Source organism: Nitratireductor sp. CH_MIT9313-5, from assembly GCF_037029545.1.
Classification (GTDB): domain Bacteria; phylum Pseudomonadota; class Alphaproteobacteria; order Rhizobiales; family Rhizobiaceae; genus Chelativorans.
This window is the reverse complement of the sequence record NZ_JAYMER010000028.1, coordinates 264370-281045: the sequence shown is the minus strand read 5'-3', so window position 1 is coordinate 281045 and position 16676 is coordinate 264370. Positions and strand designations below refer to the sequence as shown.

18 protein-coding genes are annotated in these 16676 nt (G+C 60.1%); 12 read left to right on the top strand and 6 right to left on the bottom strand.

All coding sequences use genetic code 11. From position 1 onward, the window contains the following. The 3 genes from WA367_RS18075 to WA367_RS18065 form a co-directional block, all read left to right on the top strand. The coding region (locus WA367_RS18075; protein WP_336058160.1) for an oligopeptide/dipeptide ABC transporter ATP-binding protein at positions 1 to 1240 on the top strand (1240 nt) is incomplete at its 5' end. Then, positions 1237 to 2229, top strand: a complete 993-nt coding sequence (locus WA367_RS18070) for an ABC transporter ATP-binding protein (protein ID WP_336058159.1) — start codon at positions 1237 to 1239, stop codon at positions 2227 to 2229. The genes WA367_RS18075 and WA367_RS18070, both read left to right, overlap by 4 nt. Then, positions 2222 to 3019 (top strand): FadR/GntR family transcriptional regulator, encoded by a 798-nt coding sequence (locus WA367_RS18065; RefSeq protein WP_336058158.1) that lies wholly within the window; start codon positions 2222 to 2224, stop codon positions 3017 to 3019. Before WA367_RS18070 ends, WA367_RS18065 begins: the two co-directional genes overlap by 8 nt. Before the next feature lie 317 nt (positions 3020 to 3336). Here the strand turns inward: WA367_RS18065 and WA367_RS18060 are convergent, their stop codons facing one another. After that, on the bottom strand, positions 3337 to 3633 hold the full coding sequence (locus WA367_RS18060) for a hypothetical protein (protein ID WP_336058157.1): 297 nt from the start codon (positions 3631 to 3633) through the stop codon (positions 3337 to 3339). A 65-nt stretch (positions 3634 to 3698) separates the two neighbouring features. Here WA367_RS18060 and WA367_RS18055 point away from each other — a divergent pair, with 65 nt between their 5' ends. The 6 genes from WA367_RS18055 (at position 3699) to WA367_RS18030 (ending at position 7781) form a co-directional block, all read left to right on the top strand. Next, the gene (locus WA367_RS18055; RefSeq protein WP_336058179.1) at positions 3699 to 4166 is read left to right on the top strand and encodes an isocitrate/isopropylmalate family dehydrogenase; all 468 of its coding nucleotides are present in this window, start codon (positions 3699 to 3701) and stop codon (positions 4164 to 4166) included. Then, positions 4096 to 4560 (top strand): isocitrate/isopropylmalate family dehydrogenase, encoded by a 465-nt coding sequence (locus WA367_RS18050; RefSeq protein ID WP_336058156.1) that lies wholly within the window; start codon positions 4096 to 4098, stop codon positions 4558 to 4560. Before WA367_RS18055 ends, WA367_RS18050 begins: the two co-directional genes overlap by 71 nt. A gap of 215 nt (positions 4561 to 4775) precedes the next feature. Then, a complete protein-coding gene (locus WA367_RS18045) occupies positions 4776 to 5291 on the top strand; it encodes an aspartate/glutamate racemase family protein (RefSeq protein WP_336058155.1) in 516 nt (171 codons plus the stop codon). A gap of 32 nt (positions 5292 to 5323) precedes the next feature. Continuing rightward, positions 5324 to 5797 (top strand): ribonuclease E activity regulator RraA, encoded by a 474-nt coding sequence (rraA, locus tag WA367_RS18040; RefSeq protein ID WP_336058154.1) that lies wholly within the window; start codon positions 5324 to 5326, stop codon positions 5795 to 5797. Between the two features lie 290 nt (positions 5798 to 6087). Further along, on the top strand, positions 6088 to 6564 hold the full coding sequence (locus tag WA367_RS18035) for an HlyD family efflux transporter periplasmic adaptor subunit (RefSeq protein WP_336058178.1): 477 nt from the start codon (positions 6088 to 6090) through the stop codon (positions 6562 to 6564). Positions 6565 to 6683: 119 nt separating this feature from the next. Next, positions 6684 to 7781, top strand: a complete 1098-nt coding sequence (locus tag WA367_RS18030) for a Xaa-Pro peptidase family protein (RefSeq protein WP_336058153.1) — start codon at positions 6684 to 6686, stop codon at positions 7779 to 7781. 336 nt (positions 7782 to 8117) lie between these two features. Here WA367_RS18030 and WA367_RS18025 read toward each other — a convergent pair whose 3' ends face one another. From WA367_RS18025 to WA367_RS18005, 5 genes are all read right to left on the bottom strand, one after another. Next, positions 8118 to 8804, bottom strand: coding sequence for an ABC transporter ATP-binding protein (locus tag WA367_RS18025; RefSeq protein ID WP_336058152.1), 687 nt, complete (start codon positions 8802 to 8804; stop codon positions 8118 to 8120). Next, positions 8801 to 9550, bottom strand: coding sequence for an ABC transporter ATP-binding protein (locus tag WA367_RS18020; RefSeq protein ID WP_336058151.1), 750 nt, complete (start codon positions 9548 to 9550; stop codon positions 8801 to 8803). The genes WA367_RS18025 and WA367_RS18020 overlap by 4 nt, the downstream gene beginning before the upstream one ends. Then, entirely contained in the window at positions 9543 to 10529 is a 987-nt protein-coding gene (locus tag WA367_RS18015; protein WP_336058150.1) for a branched-chain amino acid ABC transporter permease, read from the bottom strand. Before WA367_RS18015 ends, WA367_RS18020 begins: the two co-directional genes overlap by 8 nt. Before the next feature lie 4 nt (positions 10530 to 10533). Then, a complete protein-coding gene (locus WA367_RS18010; protein ID WP_336058149.1) occupies positions 10534 to 11454 on the bottom strand; it encodes a branched-chain amino acid ABC transporter permease in 921 nt (306 codons plus the stop codon). Positions 11455 to 11670: 216 nt separating this feature from the next. Then, positions 11671 to 12807, bottom strand: coding sequence for an ABC transporter substrate-binding protein (locus WA367_RS18005; RefSeq protein ID WP_336058148.1), 1137 nt, complete (start codon positions 12805 to 12807; stop codon positions 11671 to 11673). Between the two features lie 183 nt (positions 12808 to 12990). Here WA367_RS18005 and WA367_RS18000 point away from each other — a divergent pair, with 183 nt between their 5' ends. The 3 genes from WA367_RS18000 to repB all read left to right on the top strand — a co-directional run bounded on the left by WA367_RS18000 (position 12991) and on the right by repB (position 16509). Then, the gene (locus tag WA367_RS18000; protein ID WP_336058147.1) at positions 12991 to 13821 is read left to right on the top strand and encodes an alpha/beta hydrolase; all 831 of its coding nucleotides are present in this window, start codon (positions 12991 to 12993) and stop codon (positions 13819 to 13821) included. A gap of 360 nt (positions 13822 to 14181) precedes the next feature. After that, on the top strand, positions 14182 to 15417 hold the full coding sequence (repA, locus tag WA367_RS17995; RefSeq protein WP_336058146.1) for a plasmid partitioning protein RepA: 1236 nt from the start codon (positions 14182 to 14184) through the stop codon (positions 15415 to 15417). Between the two features lie 3 nt (positions 15418 to 15420). Then, positions 15421 to 16509: a plasmid partitioning protein RepB gene (gene repB, locus WA367_RS17990; RefSeq protein ID WP_336058145.1), complete on the top strand. Its 1089-nt coding sequence runs from the start codon at positions 15421 to 15423 to the stop codon at positions 16507 to 16509. Positions 16510 to 16676 lie beyond the last annotated feature (167 nt).

Genomic DNA, 16676 nt, shown 5'->3' with positions numbered 1-16676 from the left:
CTTCCTCGGTCTGGGAGCGCAACCGCCGCAGGCCGACCTCGGCTCCATGCTTGGCGAGGGACGAAAAATACTGTTCACCGCACCACATGTCTCCATCATTCCCGGACTGATGATCTTCGTACTTGTAATGAGCATCAACCTTCTGGGCGATGGAGTACGCGACGTACTGGATCCGAGGTTGAAGTCAGGGGCGCTGACGCGGCCCGTGGCGCGCACGACTGTCGAGCGGAAGGAAATTCCAGAGGAACGCAAGCATCCAGACAGTACTCTGGAGGTCTCCGATCTCAAGACCGAGTTCCACATTGGCAGCGACATCTATCGCGCCGTGGGCGGCATCGATCTCCACCTCAATCCGGGAGAATGCCTGGGCATCGTGGGGGAATCGGGTTCCGGCAAATCGGTAACGGCCATGTCGTTGATGGGATTGGTGCCGACACCGCCAGGACGCATCTCCGGCGGTGCTGCGTGGCTTGAGGACGAAGACCTTTTTGCCGCCAGTGACGAGCGCATTCGACAATTGCGCGGCGCCGATGTCGCGCATGTCTTCCAAGACCCGCTCTCCACCCTGCATCCGCTCTTTACGATTGGCGATCAGCTCATCGAGGCCTTGATGGCACACCGGCCAATGAAGCGAGCGGAAGCGAATGCGCGTGCCGCGGAACTGTTGCGACTGGTACGTATCACCAATCCCGCCGAGCGGCTGAAGTCCTATCCGCACGAATTGTCGGGCGGCATGCGTCAGCGGGTATGCATCGCAATGGCGCTCGCCAATGACGCGAAGGTGATTATCGCCGACGAACCAACCACCGCCCTCGATGTGACGGTGCAGGCGCAGATTCTATCGCTGATGGATGCGCTGCGACGCGAAAGCAGTGCGGCAATCCTCTTCATCACCCATGATTTCGGCGTCGTTTCCGCCATCTGCGATCGGGTAGCGGTGATGTATGCGGGACGCATCGTGGAGACGGGCACAACGCGGGAGGTCCTGGAAGCACCTGCTCATCCATATACGCGCAAGCTGATCGATTGCGTCCCGGTTCTGGGAGCGCCTGACCGGCGCCTCGACGCCATCGAAGGGCGCCCGCCGGTGGTCAACAATTTGCCCGACGGCTGCGCCTTCGCCGCACGTTGCCCCCGCGTAAGATCTGATTGCGGCACTGGAACGATCCCGCTCTCTCCGCTTGGCGGCGGGCATGGCGTGCGGTGCCTTTATCCCTTGAACCCGGATACAAGATCATGACCGAACCGGCACTACTGAAAATCGAAAATGCGGAGCGGGTGTTTGGCGGCGGGCATACGCTGTTCGGCAGACAACTGCCGGCTGTTCATGCGGTTCAGGGCATCTCGCTCAATGTACGCAAAGGTGAGACGCTAGGCATTGTAGGGGAGTCCGGCTGCGGGAAATCGACTCTGGCGCGGCTGATCGTCGGCCTCGACACGCCAACTGGCGGATCGATCACCTTTGACGGCATCGACCTTGTCGCCGAGGCGAAGCGCGATCCGCGGAAGCTCGCTCGACGGGTGCAATATGTCTTCCAGGATCCGGTGGCTTCACTCAATCCACGCAAGACCATCCGTACCATTCTTGAGACGCCATTGCGGCATCTCCTCGGTCTCGACAGAGAGACCCGAGAAGAGCGCCTGAAGGAATTGATGGACGCGGTCAATCTCGCACCCGAATTCCTCGACCGCTTTCCGCATGAGTTTTCTGGCGGACAGGCACAGCGTATCGGCATCGCTCGAGCCCTTGCTGCCGATCCGGAAGTGATTGTGCTCGATGAGCCTGTATCAGCACTCGATGTATCCGTGCAGGCGCAGGTGCTCAACATTCTTGATGATCTGAGGCAGAGATTCGGTCTTACCTACGTGTTCATCAGCCACGACCTCTCGGTTGTCGAAAGTGTCAGTGACCGGGTGGCCGTGTTGTATTTCGGTCGTCTAGCCGAACTGGGCACCGCGCAGCGCATCTTCGCCGCACCACGCCATCCATATACGCATCTTCTGTTGAAATCGGCTCCGGTCCCCGGAAAGCGCTCGCTCATTCCCGAGGATGCAAATACTGAACTGCCGGATCCTTATAATCCACCACCGGGTTGCGCGTTCTTCGCGCGTTGCCCGCGCGGAACCGATATCTGCACGAATGCACAACCGCCGCTCAGTGCGGCGGCAGGCCACCCTGAGCATCAGGCAGCCTGCTACCACCCCGTGGAAGAAAACGAGGATGCCTGAAACAGCGAGACCATCCCCCGCATCCGGCTTCTCCCAGCTTTGCATGGAATTGAAGAGGCGCAAGAGGCCAGACATCATCGCTGATCGGATTCGGGAGCAGATCATCGATAACGATCTTATGCCCGGCGACCGCATCCCACAGGCTTGGCTTTTGCCTGAAACCCACAATGCCTCGCGCGGGACATTGCGCGAGGCGCTGAAGATCCTTGAATTTCAGGGCCTGACCACCAGCAAGACGGGACCAGGCGGAGGCGTGTTCGTTGCCGGCGTCGACACTGAACAGGCGATCAAGATGGTCGATAATCTGTTCCTGTTCCACCCGCCATCGATCCCTGACATCTACGCCATGCGCAAGGTCCTTGAGCCTCAACTGGCAGCCAGCGTTGCGGGAAGGCTGTCACCGGAAGCCTTCGCGACCCTGCAGGACAAGATCAGGCTCTATGAGGAGGAGCCAAAGACCGCAGAAGCCGAATACGGACAGCGCCTCGCGGAGCTGGATTTTCATATCGCTTTGGCACGCCATGCGGAGAACATGCTGCTCGGTTTCACATGCATATTCCTGGTCAGCCTCCTGCGAGACATGACTGCCTGCCGGGCCATCTACAAGGAGCCCAACCCTGCACTAAGGGAAGCCGGACTGCACTATCAGATTGCGTTACTGAGAGCGATCAGGACGGGAGACAGCGAACGCGCCGCGACCATCATGCGCGAACACATGGAAGCCGCTGAGCGCTACATGTTGGAGCGTGCGGAAATTCGCCGTCGGCGATCAGGTGATGCATACACCTAAGAGCTATACTTCACCGAGCGTTCGCAGAACGCAAAGTGTAGTCGCAACCTTTATATCTAAGAAGTATTTGTGGTGCAGCCTGAGCGCTGCTTGGTACCAGCGGACTGCGCCGTGAAGGGGGGGGGCAGCCTGCTCCTGAATGAGCGAAACCGCTTTTCGCATCCGACCATGTTGTTTTGCCGTTGTTTCCGGGTCACAAGGGTGGTACACAAGACGAGTTTTAACGGTTGATAAGTCCTTGTTTTTCAGGCTCTTTTGGCGCAGACATGGGGAATCCCTTCCTCTCCGCCAGGAAGAACGACACGGCTTTCTCCTTGCTACGCGTGCATGACAGGGGCCTCGGTTTCCTTCACCGGGAAACCGCACCTGCAGGAAACACTGCCGCTCGCCGACAGATGTTTGTCTCTCAGGGCCTTGTCGATGGCGGTGAGAACCGCATCCTTGCAATCCACGTCTTCAGCAAAGCTTGGAACCCAGAAGCGCACCGTGTAGCGGATGCCTTCGGGATCATAGGCGGAGACCTTCACATCCGGCTCGGGCGAGGTGAGCACGTTGGGCGGCACGGCGGCTGCGCTTGCAAGCACTTCCTTTGCCACCGCGACCGGGTGATGCATATCCAGGCGAAATCTGGCCCGCGTTGGCAAAACTGGTCTCTCGTGCGGGGCCTTCTCAATCTCATATGGATTACCCCCCCGTTGCTGAAGGCGGGCGGAATGTCTCGGCAGGTTTTAGAATAGGGCTCGATTTATACGCGAATGTGCGTCCGGCCCGTAGTCGAGAGTTCATTCCGAACAAGGCACCCGGAATGGACTTGGTAATTATGCGCGAAGCCACCGAGGGCTTCTATCCGGATCGGAACATGCACAAGGGCGTGGGCGAAATGATGCCTGACCCTGATATGGCGCTTTCCGTGCGCAAGATTACGCGAACTGGCAGCACTCGCATTTGCAGGGAGGCTTTCAAGCTTGCCATGCAGCGGCGCAAGAAAGTCGCGGCGATACATAAAGCTAACTCCCTTCCTCATGACCGATGGACTCTTTCTGGAATGCTTCAGGCAAGTTGCCAAGGACTTCCCAGTGGTAGAAACCGAAGAGATCATCGTGGATGCCTTCGCGGCCCTGCTGGTGCGAAAGCCCGAAGCTTATGACGTTGTAGTCGCTACAAATTTCTATGGTGACATCCTCTCGGATCTCGCCTCGGAACTTTCCGGTTCGCTCGGATTGGCAGGATCGATCAATGCCAACGCTGAAACGGGTCTGTGCTGCGCTCAGGCTCAACATGGTTCAGCGCCTGACATAGCGGGCAAGAACATCGCTAATCCGACATCTCTCATTCTCTCTGCGGCAATGATGCTAAGCTGGCTAGGTGAGCATCGCCGTGATGAGAAACTGAACCGCGCGGGCGCGTGCATCGCGAAGACCATCGACGATGTTCTTGACGACCCCGCCAACCGCACCCGCGACCTTGGAGGCCGGATGAACACGGACGCGTTCGGGCATCTCGTAGCGCAGACAATAGCAAATGAGACGGTGACAGCGTGAATTGCGGCTACCTCACAATCCGCCTGCTCTCCTCGCAGATCAACAGGCACCGCCATGGATAGACAACCGCGAATAGCTCTGATCCATCAACCCGGGTCGCGATAGAACCGATCGAGACCGCTGCAGCCAGGCTGTGGCCGGCTGCGGAGGTTGTATCAATCCTAGAAGAAGGGCTGTCCCTAGATCGCGCGAAGACCCGAGACCTCACGCCCTTATTGTTCCAGCGAATTGCCGACCTAACTCGCTATGCAGTCGCAACACAGGCAGATGGCGTGCTTTATACCTGCTCTGCCTTCGGAGAAGCCATCCAACGCGCTGCCCGAGAACAGGAAGTGCCAGTCATGCGCCCGAACGAGGCTATGTTCGATGCGGCACTCGAACATGGCACAGACGTTGCAATGCTGTACACCTTCCCTCCTGCAATTGCCGGGATGGAACTGGAACTCACGGAACAGGCCAAATTACATGGGGTGGATGTGCGCATTTCGTCCATATTCTGCGCTGGTGCACTTGAAGCAAAACGTGCCGGAGACACAGCAACGCATGATGCGATTGTGGCTGACTGCGCTAGCCGCGTAAAAGGCGCAGATGTAGTCATTTTGGCTCAGTTCTCGATGGCATCCGCTGCACCTGCTGCGCGACAGCGTTGCGATATGCCCGTGCTTACGAGTCCCGAGTCGGCGATAATCGAGATGCGACGGCGCGTGTCGACTCCGATTGCCAACAAGTGAAGCGCTCCAACTAGAACCTATGTAAGGATCCCATGAAAACTGCTGACCTCATCGACAGCCACGCGAAAGATCTGTCACTCGTTCATCTTCCATGGCGAAGCTTCGGGAAACGCCAATCTTTCGCTGCTCCAATTCAAACCGTGAAGTGCTTCGAAGACAATTCTGAAGTCAGGGCCCAGCTCGAAACTCCAGGAAAAGGTCGTGTCCTTGCAATCGACGGCGGCGGCTCAACGCGTATCGCGCTACTGGGTGACATTCTAGTGAACTTGGCGATGCAAAATGACTGGCGAGGTATCGTTCTTAACGGGGCGCTCCGCGACAGCGCCGAGATAGAAGACATGGACATCCTGGTTTTTGCGCTGGGAACTTCGCCAGTCAAAAGCGCAAAAGAAGGGTGGGGCAAATCCGGATGCGAAATGTCTTTTGGCGATGTAAACTTTTCGCCGGGCGACTGGCTCTACGCGGACGGAGACGGTGTACTGCACAGCTCGAAGAAGCTGATCTGACATTGAAGCTATCGCGGGAGCAGAAAAGCTTAGCCATAGACTCAGTGCAGGCGTTCGCGACTACGTTCGCCCAAAATTCCCGTCTCTTGCTTCCTCATCATATCCTGACCAACAAACTGAGTTGATCGAGCGTCGCCAGCCATACCGATCAGGTCCGGCTGGTTCGCCGGCGCATAGAAACTGCTGAAGGCATCGCACTTGATCCGGGAGTGCAACGGCCGTACAAGCCTACATGTCTCGTCCGCGAGGGTATCGAGATATCGCTTTGAAACAGCGACTGAAACCACGGTCTGAGGTTAAAATCCCTCCTTCGCTCTCCCGTCGATGGCATCGTCAACAAGCGCTACATCAACACGCGCGGCGGAGTATTGGCGCCCGGCGAAAAGATCATGGAGATCGTGCCAATTGGCGACCGCCAGACCATCGAGGCCGAAATCGACCCGAAGGATGTCGCCTTTCTTTCCACCGGCCAGCCCGCAAGCGTCAAGCTGACCGCTTATGACTACACGATCTACGGGATGCTCGAAGGGGAGCTTGTCCATATCAGCCCGGACACGATCCTCGACCAGACGCGCCCGGACGCACAACCATTCTATGCAGTGCGCATCCGCACCGACGGCAAGGGCCTTGAGGACGCAAACGGAGAGCCCCTGCCGATCATCCCCGGCATGATCGCGGAGGTTAATATCCAGACCGGCAATCGCCGCGTCATCACCTCGCTGCTCAAACCCCTCCTGCGCGGCACGGAGGCCTTCAGCCAGCGCTAGACGCTGTCCAGTATCGATGAAGTCTCTGGAGCAATCCGCGTCCGGGAATCCGGTGGTCTTGTCCGGGCCGCGCTGCTAAGCCAGCGGGCACGATCAGACCATCTCTTCTGGAGTCCTTGATGTCGCAGAATTCCGACACCCGCCTTGAAGCCCTGCGCGCCCGCATGGGTGAGACCGGAACCGACCTCGTTGCCATCGGTCCGTCCAGCCACATGATGTGGCTTGCTGGCCTTGACCCGCATGGCGACGAGCGCCCGGTCATGCTTTTGGTCAGCGCCAACTATGCGGGTTTCCTGATGCCTGCACTCAATGCCGACAGCGCGCGACAGAAAACCGACCTGCCCTTCCATCCCTGGGCCGACGACAACGGACCTGATGCAGCACTGGGTGAACTTCTCGAGATGCTGAAGCTGCCCGCAGACGGCATTTCAATCGCAATCGACGAGACGATGCGCGCCGATTTCGCGCTCATGCTCCTCGACCGTCTGGACGTGAAGAACCGCGCCTTCACGCTTGATACGCTGGGCCATTTGCGCGCGCGCAAGGACGATGCGGAATACAAGCTCCTGAAGGCAAGCGCGGTTCTGAATGACCGCGCCATGCAGGCCGGCTTCGACGCATTGCGCGAGGGCATCACCGAACGCGAGATCGCAACCGTCATTCGCGATGTCTACAAGGCCGAAGGGGCCACACCCGAATTCACCAGTGTTTGCTTTGCCGGCAATGGCGCATTCCCGCATCACCACACAGGCGCGACGCAGTTGAGACAGGGCGACGCTGTTCTCATCGATACCGGTGGGAGGCTCAACGGCTACCCGTCCGACATGACACGAGTGGGCTATTTCGGCGAGCCAGACGAGGACTTCCGCAAGATCCACGAAATCGTCAACCGCGCCGTGGAGGCGGCCCTTGCCGCATGCCGCCCGGGCGTTGTCGCACGCGACATCGACCGCGCCGCCCGCTCGGTCATCGAGGAAGCAGGTTACGGCGACCGTTTCCTGCACCGCACCGGCCACGGCCTCGGCGTCGACATCCACGAACCGCCCTATATAACCGCCACTTCCGACGCCGTTCTGGACGAAGGCATGGTCTTCTCCATCGAACCGGGCATCTATCTGCCCGGCAAGTTCGGCCTGCGTCTGGAAGAAATCGTCATCATGCGCGCTGACGGCGCGGAAATTTTGTCCGACATGCCGCGTGATGCGGTGGTGAGGTAGGCGCCCGTCTCAGCCTGCGCCCGTCACACCCCCCTCTGTCCTGCCGGACATCTCCCCCTCAAGGGGGGAGATTAGTCGTTGAAGCCTTGCCACTTCCTGCGGAAGGTTAGGCGAGGCTGTGATGAAGGCTAATCTCCCCCCTTGAGGGGGAGATGCCTGGCAAGGCAGAGGGGGGTGCGAAGGGGCGCAAACATTTCCACAGCCGAACCTGAAAGAAACTGGAAAGATATAGCCGACCTATTTCGCTTTCGATCCACTCAGGACGTGGGCTCTTGAATCGGGAGTGCTTTACGGTCCGTCCGCTTGGGGTTGCCACGCACCACCGCCCCTCGCGCCTCAAACGCCTAAAAACCGCTCCTGCACATCCGCATCGAGCGCCTGCGGTTCACCGCTCCACACCGTGCGCCCTTTCTCCAGAACAACACAGCGATCAGCAATCGGCAGCAGCTCGCTCAGTGTCTTGTCGACGATCAGGATCGACTGCCCCTCGTCCTTCAGCGTCTTCACCGCCGCCCAGATATCTTGCCGGATCACGGGCGCGAGACCTTCGGTGGCTTCGTCGAGAATGATGAGTTTGGGATTGGTCGCAAGCGCGCGTGCAATCGCGAGCATTTGCTGTTCGCCACCCGACAGTGTTGCCGCCATCTGGTTGCGGCGGTCGGCAAGGCGGGGAAAAAGCGTGTTGACGGTGGCAAGCGTCCAGTGGCCGGGCCGGGCCGCGGCCTTGATGTTTTCTTCCACCGTCAGATTGGGAAAGCACCGCCGCCCTTCGGGCACCAGCCCGATCCCGAGCCTTGCGACCTGATGTGGACGCATCCGACCTGTATCGCGTCCGGCAAAGGCAATCTCCCCTGCCCGCGGTGGGGTGAGCCGACAAATGGCGCGAATGGTCGTGGTCTTGCCCATGCCGTTGCGCCCCATCAGCGCCACGACCTCCCCCTCGCGCACGTCAAGACTGACATCGAACAGCGCCTGCGACGCGCCATAGAAGCTGGTGATGTTCTTCACGGAAAGAAGCGTCATGCGCCCTCCCCCAGATAGGCTTCGCGCACGGCGGAATCGCGGCGGATTTCCTCAACGGTACCGCTCGCGATGATGCGGCCATAGACCAGCACCGACACGCGGTCGGCAAGAGCGAAGACGGCATCCATGTCATGCTCGACAAGCAGGATCGGCGCTTCATGCCGCAATCCGTCGAGAAAGCGTGTCAGCGCCTTGCTGCCTTCAGGTCCCATGCCCGCCATGGGTTCGTCCAGCAGAAAGGCCTTCGCACCGAGCGCGAGCGCGATGGCAATTTCAAGCTGGCGCCGTTCGCCATGGGAAAGTTCGGCCGCCGGCACATCGGCACGGTGTTCAAGCCCCACGCGCGCAAGCGCATCCATCGCCGGATCGACAAGGCTGCGGTCGGACATAACAGGCTTGAAGAAGCGGAAGCTCGATCCTTGCCGCGACTGCACGGCGAGCATGACATTGCGCAGGGCGGAGAACTCACCCGCAAGCGAGGAGACCTGGAATGTTCGCCCCATGCCAAGCCGCGCACGGGCGGCCATTCCCAGTTCGCTCACATCTTCGCCGGCAAAGTATACGCGCCCGCTGTCCGGCTGCAACGCGCCGCTGATCTGGTTGATGAGCGTTGACTTGCCCGCACCATTGGGTCCGATAAGCGCGTGAATCTCGCCCGGGTAAAGCTCAAGGCTGACATTGTCACTCGCCTTCAGCGCTCCAAAGCTCTTGTTCAGTCCTTCCAGGCGCAGGATCGGCTCAGCCATGATGCGCCCTCCCCGCCAGCAATCCGATCACGCCGCCACGTGCGAAGAGCACGACGCCAAGCAGAACAAGACCGAGAAAGAGCTGCCAGTGCTCCGTCATGCCGCCGAGGAGAAATTCGAAGAGCACATAGACACATGCGCCCGCAAGCGGACCGGCAAGCCTTCCCGTGCCACCCAGAATGATGAGCACGATCAGTTCACCCGACATGTGCCAGGACAGCATCGCCGGGCTGACAAAGCGGTTGAGGTCGGCAAACAGCGCGCCGGCGATTGCCGTCATCATCGCCGAGATGACGAATGCGGCGAGCCGAATGCGGAATGGCGCAATGCCGACCGCGGCAAGTCGCGTCTCGTTCTGGCGGCCCGCCTGCAATGCCGCACCGAAACGCGAATTCTTCAGAACAGCAAAGAAGACAAGGCCCACAATAAGCACGGCGAAACAGAGTAGAAAGAAGCTCAGCGGCTGGAGCGTGTTCACGCCGGGAAAACCGTTGCGCACGAAGATCGAGAGCCCGTCCTCGCCGCCATAAGCAGGCCAGGAGATGGCGAAATAATAGATCATCTGCGCGAAGGCGAGTGTGATCATGATGAAATAGACGCCCGAGGTGCGCAGCGCGATCAGGCCGGTTGCGGCTGCGACAACTGCCGCCGAGACGGCCCCGACCAGCCAGATGATGAGCATGTTTTTCGTGCCCGAAAGCCCGAAGATCAGTGGCTCCCCATTGAAGGCGTGTGTGGCAAGAATGCCTGCAGCATAGCCGCCAATGCCAAAGAATGCGGCATGGCCGAAGGAGACCAATCCTCCAAGGCCGAGCGCCAGATTGAGCCCCGTCGCAGCAAGCGCGAGAATGGCAATCCGCGTTGCGAGCGTCACATAGAAGGTTTCATCAAGCGCCACCGCCACAAGCGGTCCCACAAGCAGAGCGGCCAGCAGGACCAGCGTAATGAGGTTTTCGCGGGTGATGAGGTTGCGCGTCATCGCTTCACCCATTTGCCGCGAAAAGGCCCTGCGGCCGGAAGGCAAGGATCAGCGCCATGAGAATGTAGATCAGCATGGAAGCGATCGCCGCACCGATGGATGCGGCAGCCGATGGCTCCATGAAGAGGCCCAATCCGTGCGGCAGGAGCACACGACCGAGCGTCTCCGTCAGCCCGACAAGAATTGAACCGAACAGCGCGCCACGGATGGAGCCGATGCCGCCGATGACGATCACGACAAAGGCCAGGATCAGAACCGGCTCACCCATCCCAACCTGCACCGATTGCAGCGCCCCCACCATGGCACCGGCAAGACCTGCCAATGCCGCCCCGAGCGCGAAGACAAGCGTGTAGAGCGTGGTGATGTCGACGCCGAGCGCTGCGATCATCTCGCGGTCGGATTCGCCGGCGCGAATGCGCATGCCAAGCCGCGTGCGCGAGATGAGCAGGGACAGGCCGACAGCGACGGCAATGCCAACCCCGATCACGGCCAGACGATAGACCGGATAGGGCGCCCCGCCCGGCAGGCTGACTGCTCCCGACAGAAGCGGCGGAATATCGAGATAAAGTGGAAAGGACCCGAAGAGCCAGCGTGTGCCTTCCGAAAAGATCAGGATCAGCGCGAATGTCGCCAGCACCTGGTCAAGATGATCCCGGTCATAGAGCCTGCGGATGACCAGAAGCTCGATCACCGCACCTGCTGCAGCCGCAGCAGCCAGACTTGCGGCAAGCCCCGCCCAGAAGGAGCCTGTCCACGCCGCCACTGAAGCGCAGGCGAAGGCGCCCACCATGAAAAGCGCGCCATGGGCCAGATTGATGAGCCCCATCACCCCAAAAATCAGCGTCAGCCCGGCCGCCATCAAAAACAGCATCACGCCGAACTGAAGCCCGTTCAGGATCTGCTCTATGAGAAGGGTCAGGGACACGGGAATATTATTTCAGGAAACCGGGTTTCAGGGGATGGCGCATCAGGTGCCCGCTTATGTCATCCCGGAAGAAGGTCAGGCTTGTCCGGGACCCATTAGACCATCGTGGAGCAATGCCCCGCTCCGATCCACACACGAAAGCACGCGCAATGCGGCCGCGTCTCTCAACGGGTCCCGGCTCTCCCTGATGGTCGGCCGGGATGGCGTTGCGTGTCGTTACATCTTGCACTCGGCGGCATAGGCATCGCCGTGATCGGTGAAGGCCGTGCTGACAATAGTGTTGGTGAGTACGCCATCCTTTTCCACGACCTCACGCACATAGAAGTCCTGGATCGGGTGGTTGTTGGTGTTGAATTTGAACTTTCCGCGCACCGACTGGAAGTCGGCTTCCTTCAATGCCGCGCGGAAGGCTTCGCGATCGGAAACATCCGCCTTTTCGGCAGCCGAGAGGATCAGGTTTGCGGTGTCGAAGGCCTGCGCGGCATAGACCGATGGCAGGCGGTCATACTTCTCCTTGAAGGCCGAAACGAAAGCCTTGTTGGTCTCATTGTCGAGATCGGGCGCCCAGGAGGCGGTGTTCTTCACGCCAAGTGCGGCTTCACCGATAGCCGGCAGCACGTCCTGGCTGAAGGAGAAGGCCGGGCCCATGAGCGGAATGTCCACGCCGGACTGTGCGAACTGCTTGGTGAAGGCCACGCCCATGCCGCCGGGCAGGAAGATGAAGACCGAATCCGCACCTGAAGCACGGATTTGCGCGATCTCGGCTGCATAATCCGTCTGGCCGAGCTTGGTGTAGACCTCACCGGCAAGCTCGCCCTTGTAGAAGCGCTTGAAGCCGGTCAGCGAATCCTTACCCGCCGGATAGTTCGGCGCCATGATGAAGGTCTTGGAGAAGTCCTCATTGGCCGCCTCGCCCATGGCCTCGTGGAAATTGTCGTTCTGATAGGCGACATTGAAATAGTTCGGGTGGCAATTGGCACCGGCAAGGGCGGAAGGTCCGGCATTGGGTGACAGATAGATTACGTCCTGCGCAGTGACCGAGGGTACGACCGCCATGGCAAGGTTCGACCAGATGATGCCGGTCATGAGATCGACCTTGTCGCTCTGCACCATCTTGTCTGCGATCTGAACGGCAAGCTCGGGCTTGCGTGCATCATCCTCGATGACAACTTCAATCTCGTCATTGCCGGCCTGCTCGATCGCCAGCATGAAGCCGTCGCGCGCATCAACGCCAAGGCTTGCACCACCGCCCGAAAGGGTCGTGATAAGGCCGATTTTCACCGGCTCGGCCTGCGCCATGCCGCCCATGGCGAAACTGAGTGCCAGTAGGCTGGCTGCGAGTGCTTTCTTCATGAAACTGTCCCCCGAGGTCCTGTTCTTCTTCCAGGCATTGAGCGCGCCCGATTCCGCGCGAAGTCTTTCATATCCAAGGATCAGTGCAAATAGCAATCTGGCCATTGGCAGTACGCGCCGGGTACCGGGCCATTTCCGCCGGGCCAAAAGCGCTGTAGAAAAGGCTCACATATCGGAGGGGCCATGTTTTACCGCGAAATCACCGATTGGGATGATGCCTACGCCAATCCGCCCAATATTCCGCGCGCCGAGCGGTGGCCGGGAGCATGGGTCGAGGCGGCACAGAGTTATCGCCAGCAGATGCTGGATGAGGGCCGTGCAAAGCTCGATGAAGCCTATGGACCGGGCGAGCGCAACCGCCACGACCTCTTCCTGCCGAAGACGAAGCCGCGCGGGCTCGTCATATTCGTGCATGGCGGCTATTGGCGGCGCTTCGACAAGAACTACTGGTCTCATCTGGCAAAAGGGGCGAATGAAAGGGGCTTCGCCGTTGCCATTCCCTCCTACACGCTTTGCCCGCAAATCCGCATCGGCGGGATCGTCGAGGAAATGGCCAACGCCGTCACGCATCTGGGCGGCACTATGGAAGGCCCCATCCATCTGGCTGGCCACTCCGCCGGCGGACATCTGGTCACGCGGCTGGTCTCGCACCCCTCCCCTCTCCCAGAGGCCGTGCGCGAACGCATCGCCCATGTGCTTTCCATATCCGGCGTGCATGATCTGCGCCCGCTCATGGGTCTGGAGCTCAATGGCGAGTTGCAGATCGATGAGGCAGAGGCCCAGGCGCATTCGCCAGCACTTCTGCCTCCCCTCCCCCGGCAGAAGCTGACCTGCTGGGTCGGTGCGGCCGAACGTGCTGAATTTGTTCGCCAGAATGCCCTGCTGGCGAATATCTGGACCGGCCTTGGCGCACGCACGGCTGTGGTGGAGGAACCCGACCGCCACCATTTCGATGTAGTGGACGGGCTTTGCACCCCCGACAGCGCCATGATGGACTGCCTGCTCGCCCCCTGAAGCGTCGCGTCAGGGAGCAGGTGTTAACCTTCTGTTAACCAAAAACTTCTTGACGACTCAGCTCCTCCCTGTCTGAGTTGGATACGGATTTCAGGCGTTATTTCCCCTTTCGGCGTAACAGCGCGATCTGGCCGAAACAGCGCTTGGAACATGTCTTTGTATGCGGCTTCGCGCAGGGCGTCTGTCCCGCGCATATCGAGCCGTTGGCGTAGGTGCATGGTGTTTCACCGGCGAATCGGCTTAGGCTGAGGTCGGGAAGAAGATGCCGACTTGATTGTCGGCGGAGCTGTTGATGCTTGTCAGCGGCTGGTCATGCGCATGTGCAATTTGAATTCGAGCGGGGGCTCACCAGAGGAGAATATGTTGGACAGCGCCACCCAGACGGCAGAAGCCAGTGCAGCAGACGAGCGCATTGCTGCCGATGCCGCCCTTCTTTCCGACCAGCTTCGCGTGCTGCGCGAACGGCTCTTTGCACCTGCCGAAAGCAAGGTCCTGCGTACCTTCTCCTCGGGCGAAGCCGCCAAGCTTATCGGCGTGTCGGATGGCTATCTGCGCCAGCTTTCAATCGCCGGCGAAGGTCCCCAGCCCGAAACGGGCGCGGGGGGCCGCCGCTACTATTCCCTTCAGGACATCAATGCGCTGCGCCAGCATCTGGCCAATCAGGCGCTCGTCAAGGGCAATATTGCCAAGGCCCGCTCTTATGTGAAATGGCGCGACCCGGAGCATGAACATCTGCAGGTCATTGCCGTCACCAATTTCAAGGGTGGCTCCGGCAAGACGACGACCAGCACCCATCTCGCCCAGCATCTGGCGCTTGAAGGCTACCGGGTTCTGGCGGTCGATCTCGATCCGCAGGCCTCCATGTCGGCCCTGCTCGGCTATCAGCCGGAAGTGGATCTGACCGGCAATGACACACTTTATGGCGCGATCCGCTATGACGAGGAGCGCCGTCCGCTCTCCGAGATCATCCGCAAGACCTATTTCGACGGGCTGGACTTCGTGCCGGGCAATCTGGAACTTCACGAATTCGAGCACACGACGCCGCGCATGCTGGCGACCCGGCAGGATGACACGGAGGGCTTTTTCTTCGCCCGTATCCAGGCCGCGCTCCAGTCGGTGGCCGATGATTACGACATTGTCGTCATCGACTGTCCGCCGCAGCTCGGCTTTCTGACGCTCTCGGCACTTTGTGCGGCGACTTCGGTCATCGTGACCGTTCATCCCCAGATGCTCGATGTCGCATCGATGAGCCAGTTTCTCTACATGACCGCCGATCTTCTGTCGGTGGTACGCTCGGCGGGCGGCACGCTCAATTTCGATTTCCTGCGCTATCTCATCACGCGCTACGAGCCGAATGACGGGCCGCAAACGCAGATCGTCGGCTTCCTGCGCTCCCAGTTCGGCGAGCGGGTTCTGACCGCGCCCATGGTGAAGTCGACCGCGATTTCCGATGCGGGTCTCACCAAGCAGACGCTCTACGAGGTTGGCCGGGACAATTTCACCCGCTCGACCTATGACCGCGCGATGGAAGCGTTGACAGCTGTCAACCAGGAGATCGAGCAGCTTGTCCGCGAAGCCTGGGGACGGGGGGAATAAAGCATGAGCAAGCGCAAGGACCACCTGAAAGCCTTGTTCGGCAGCGGACCGCTTCCCGGTGAAGCCCCCTCGCCTGCCCGTGCGCCCGAAACCAAGTCGATGCCGCAGGACAAGGCGGATCATGCGCCGGCTGCAAAATCGGCGGCACCTTCTGCTCCCGCACCCGGCCGCACCTCCTCCGGCGCCATCAAGGCCATAGGCCTGTCGCTCAACTCGGTCAATCAGGAACTGCAGGAAGCCCGCGCCTTGAAGGAAAGCCTGGCGCGCGGTGAGCAGGTGGTGGAGATCGACCCGGCAAGGATTGATCCCTCGCTCGTCCGCGACCGGCTGTCCCATGAAGATCAGGGCGACGAGGCTTTCATTGCCCTTGTCGAAAGCATGCGCGAGAGCGGGCAACAGGTGCCGGTTCTCCTGCGCCCTCACCCGACCGCGCAAGGGCGCTACCAGGTTGCCTATGGCCATCGCCGCGTACGCGCCTGCATGCGGCTGGAGCGGCCCGTGCGTGCCATTGTCCGCGAGCTTTCCGACGACGAACTCGTGTTGGCGCAGGGCAAGGAGAACACAGAGCGACGCAATCTCTCATTCATCGAGAAGGCGTTTTTTGCTCATGGGCTGATTGCGCATGGTTTCGACCGCGGCATCGTCCAGAATGCGCTGTCGCTTCACAAGGCTGAGATGACGCGCCTTCTGGCCGTGGCCGGTGCTGTTCCCGCGGATATAGCCCGCGCCATCGGGCCAGCGCCGAAAGCAGGTCGTCCACGCTGGTTGAGCCTTGCGGAGAAGCTGAAAAGCGAGGCGGCACTGGAAGCGGCAGAACGGATCATCGCGAGCGAAGCCTTTCAGGCGGCAGGCTCGGACGAGCGTTTCAAGCTGCTCTTTGCGCAACTGTCCAAGAAACCGCCGCAGCCGCGTCATGGACGACCACGCGACGTGACAGACGGGCAGGGCAAAGTGATTGCCCGCTACATTCCCGGCCCCAAGCCGCGGCTTGAGATCAATGAAGAAGCCGAACCCGGCTTTGCGGAATTTCTGCTGAAGCGCATGCCAGGGCTGATCGCTCAGGCGCAGCAGGCAAAGCGGGAAGGCAGATGAGTTTCCGGGGAAGGTGAGGCGGATTTATCCCCGCCCTTCATCCCCGCGGTAGAGTGTAACCCACGCGTAGAAAATGAACTGAGAACGAGGAAAATCGGACAAGAAAAAAGGCCCCCAGAACGTCGCCATTCCGGAAGCCCCTTTTCGATGTAGCAATCTGAAAGAAT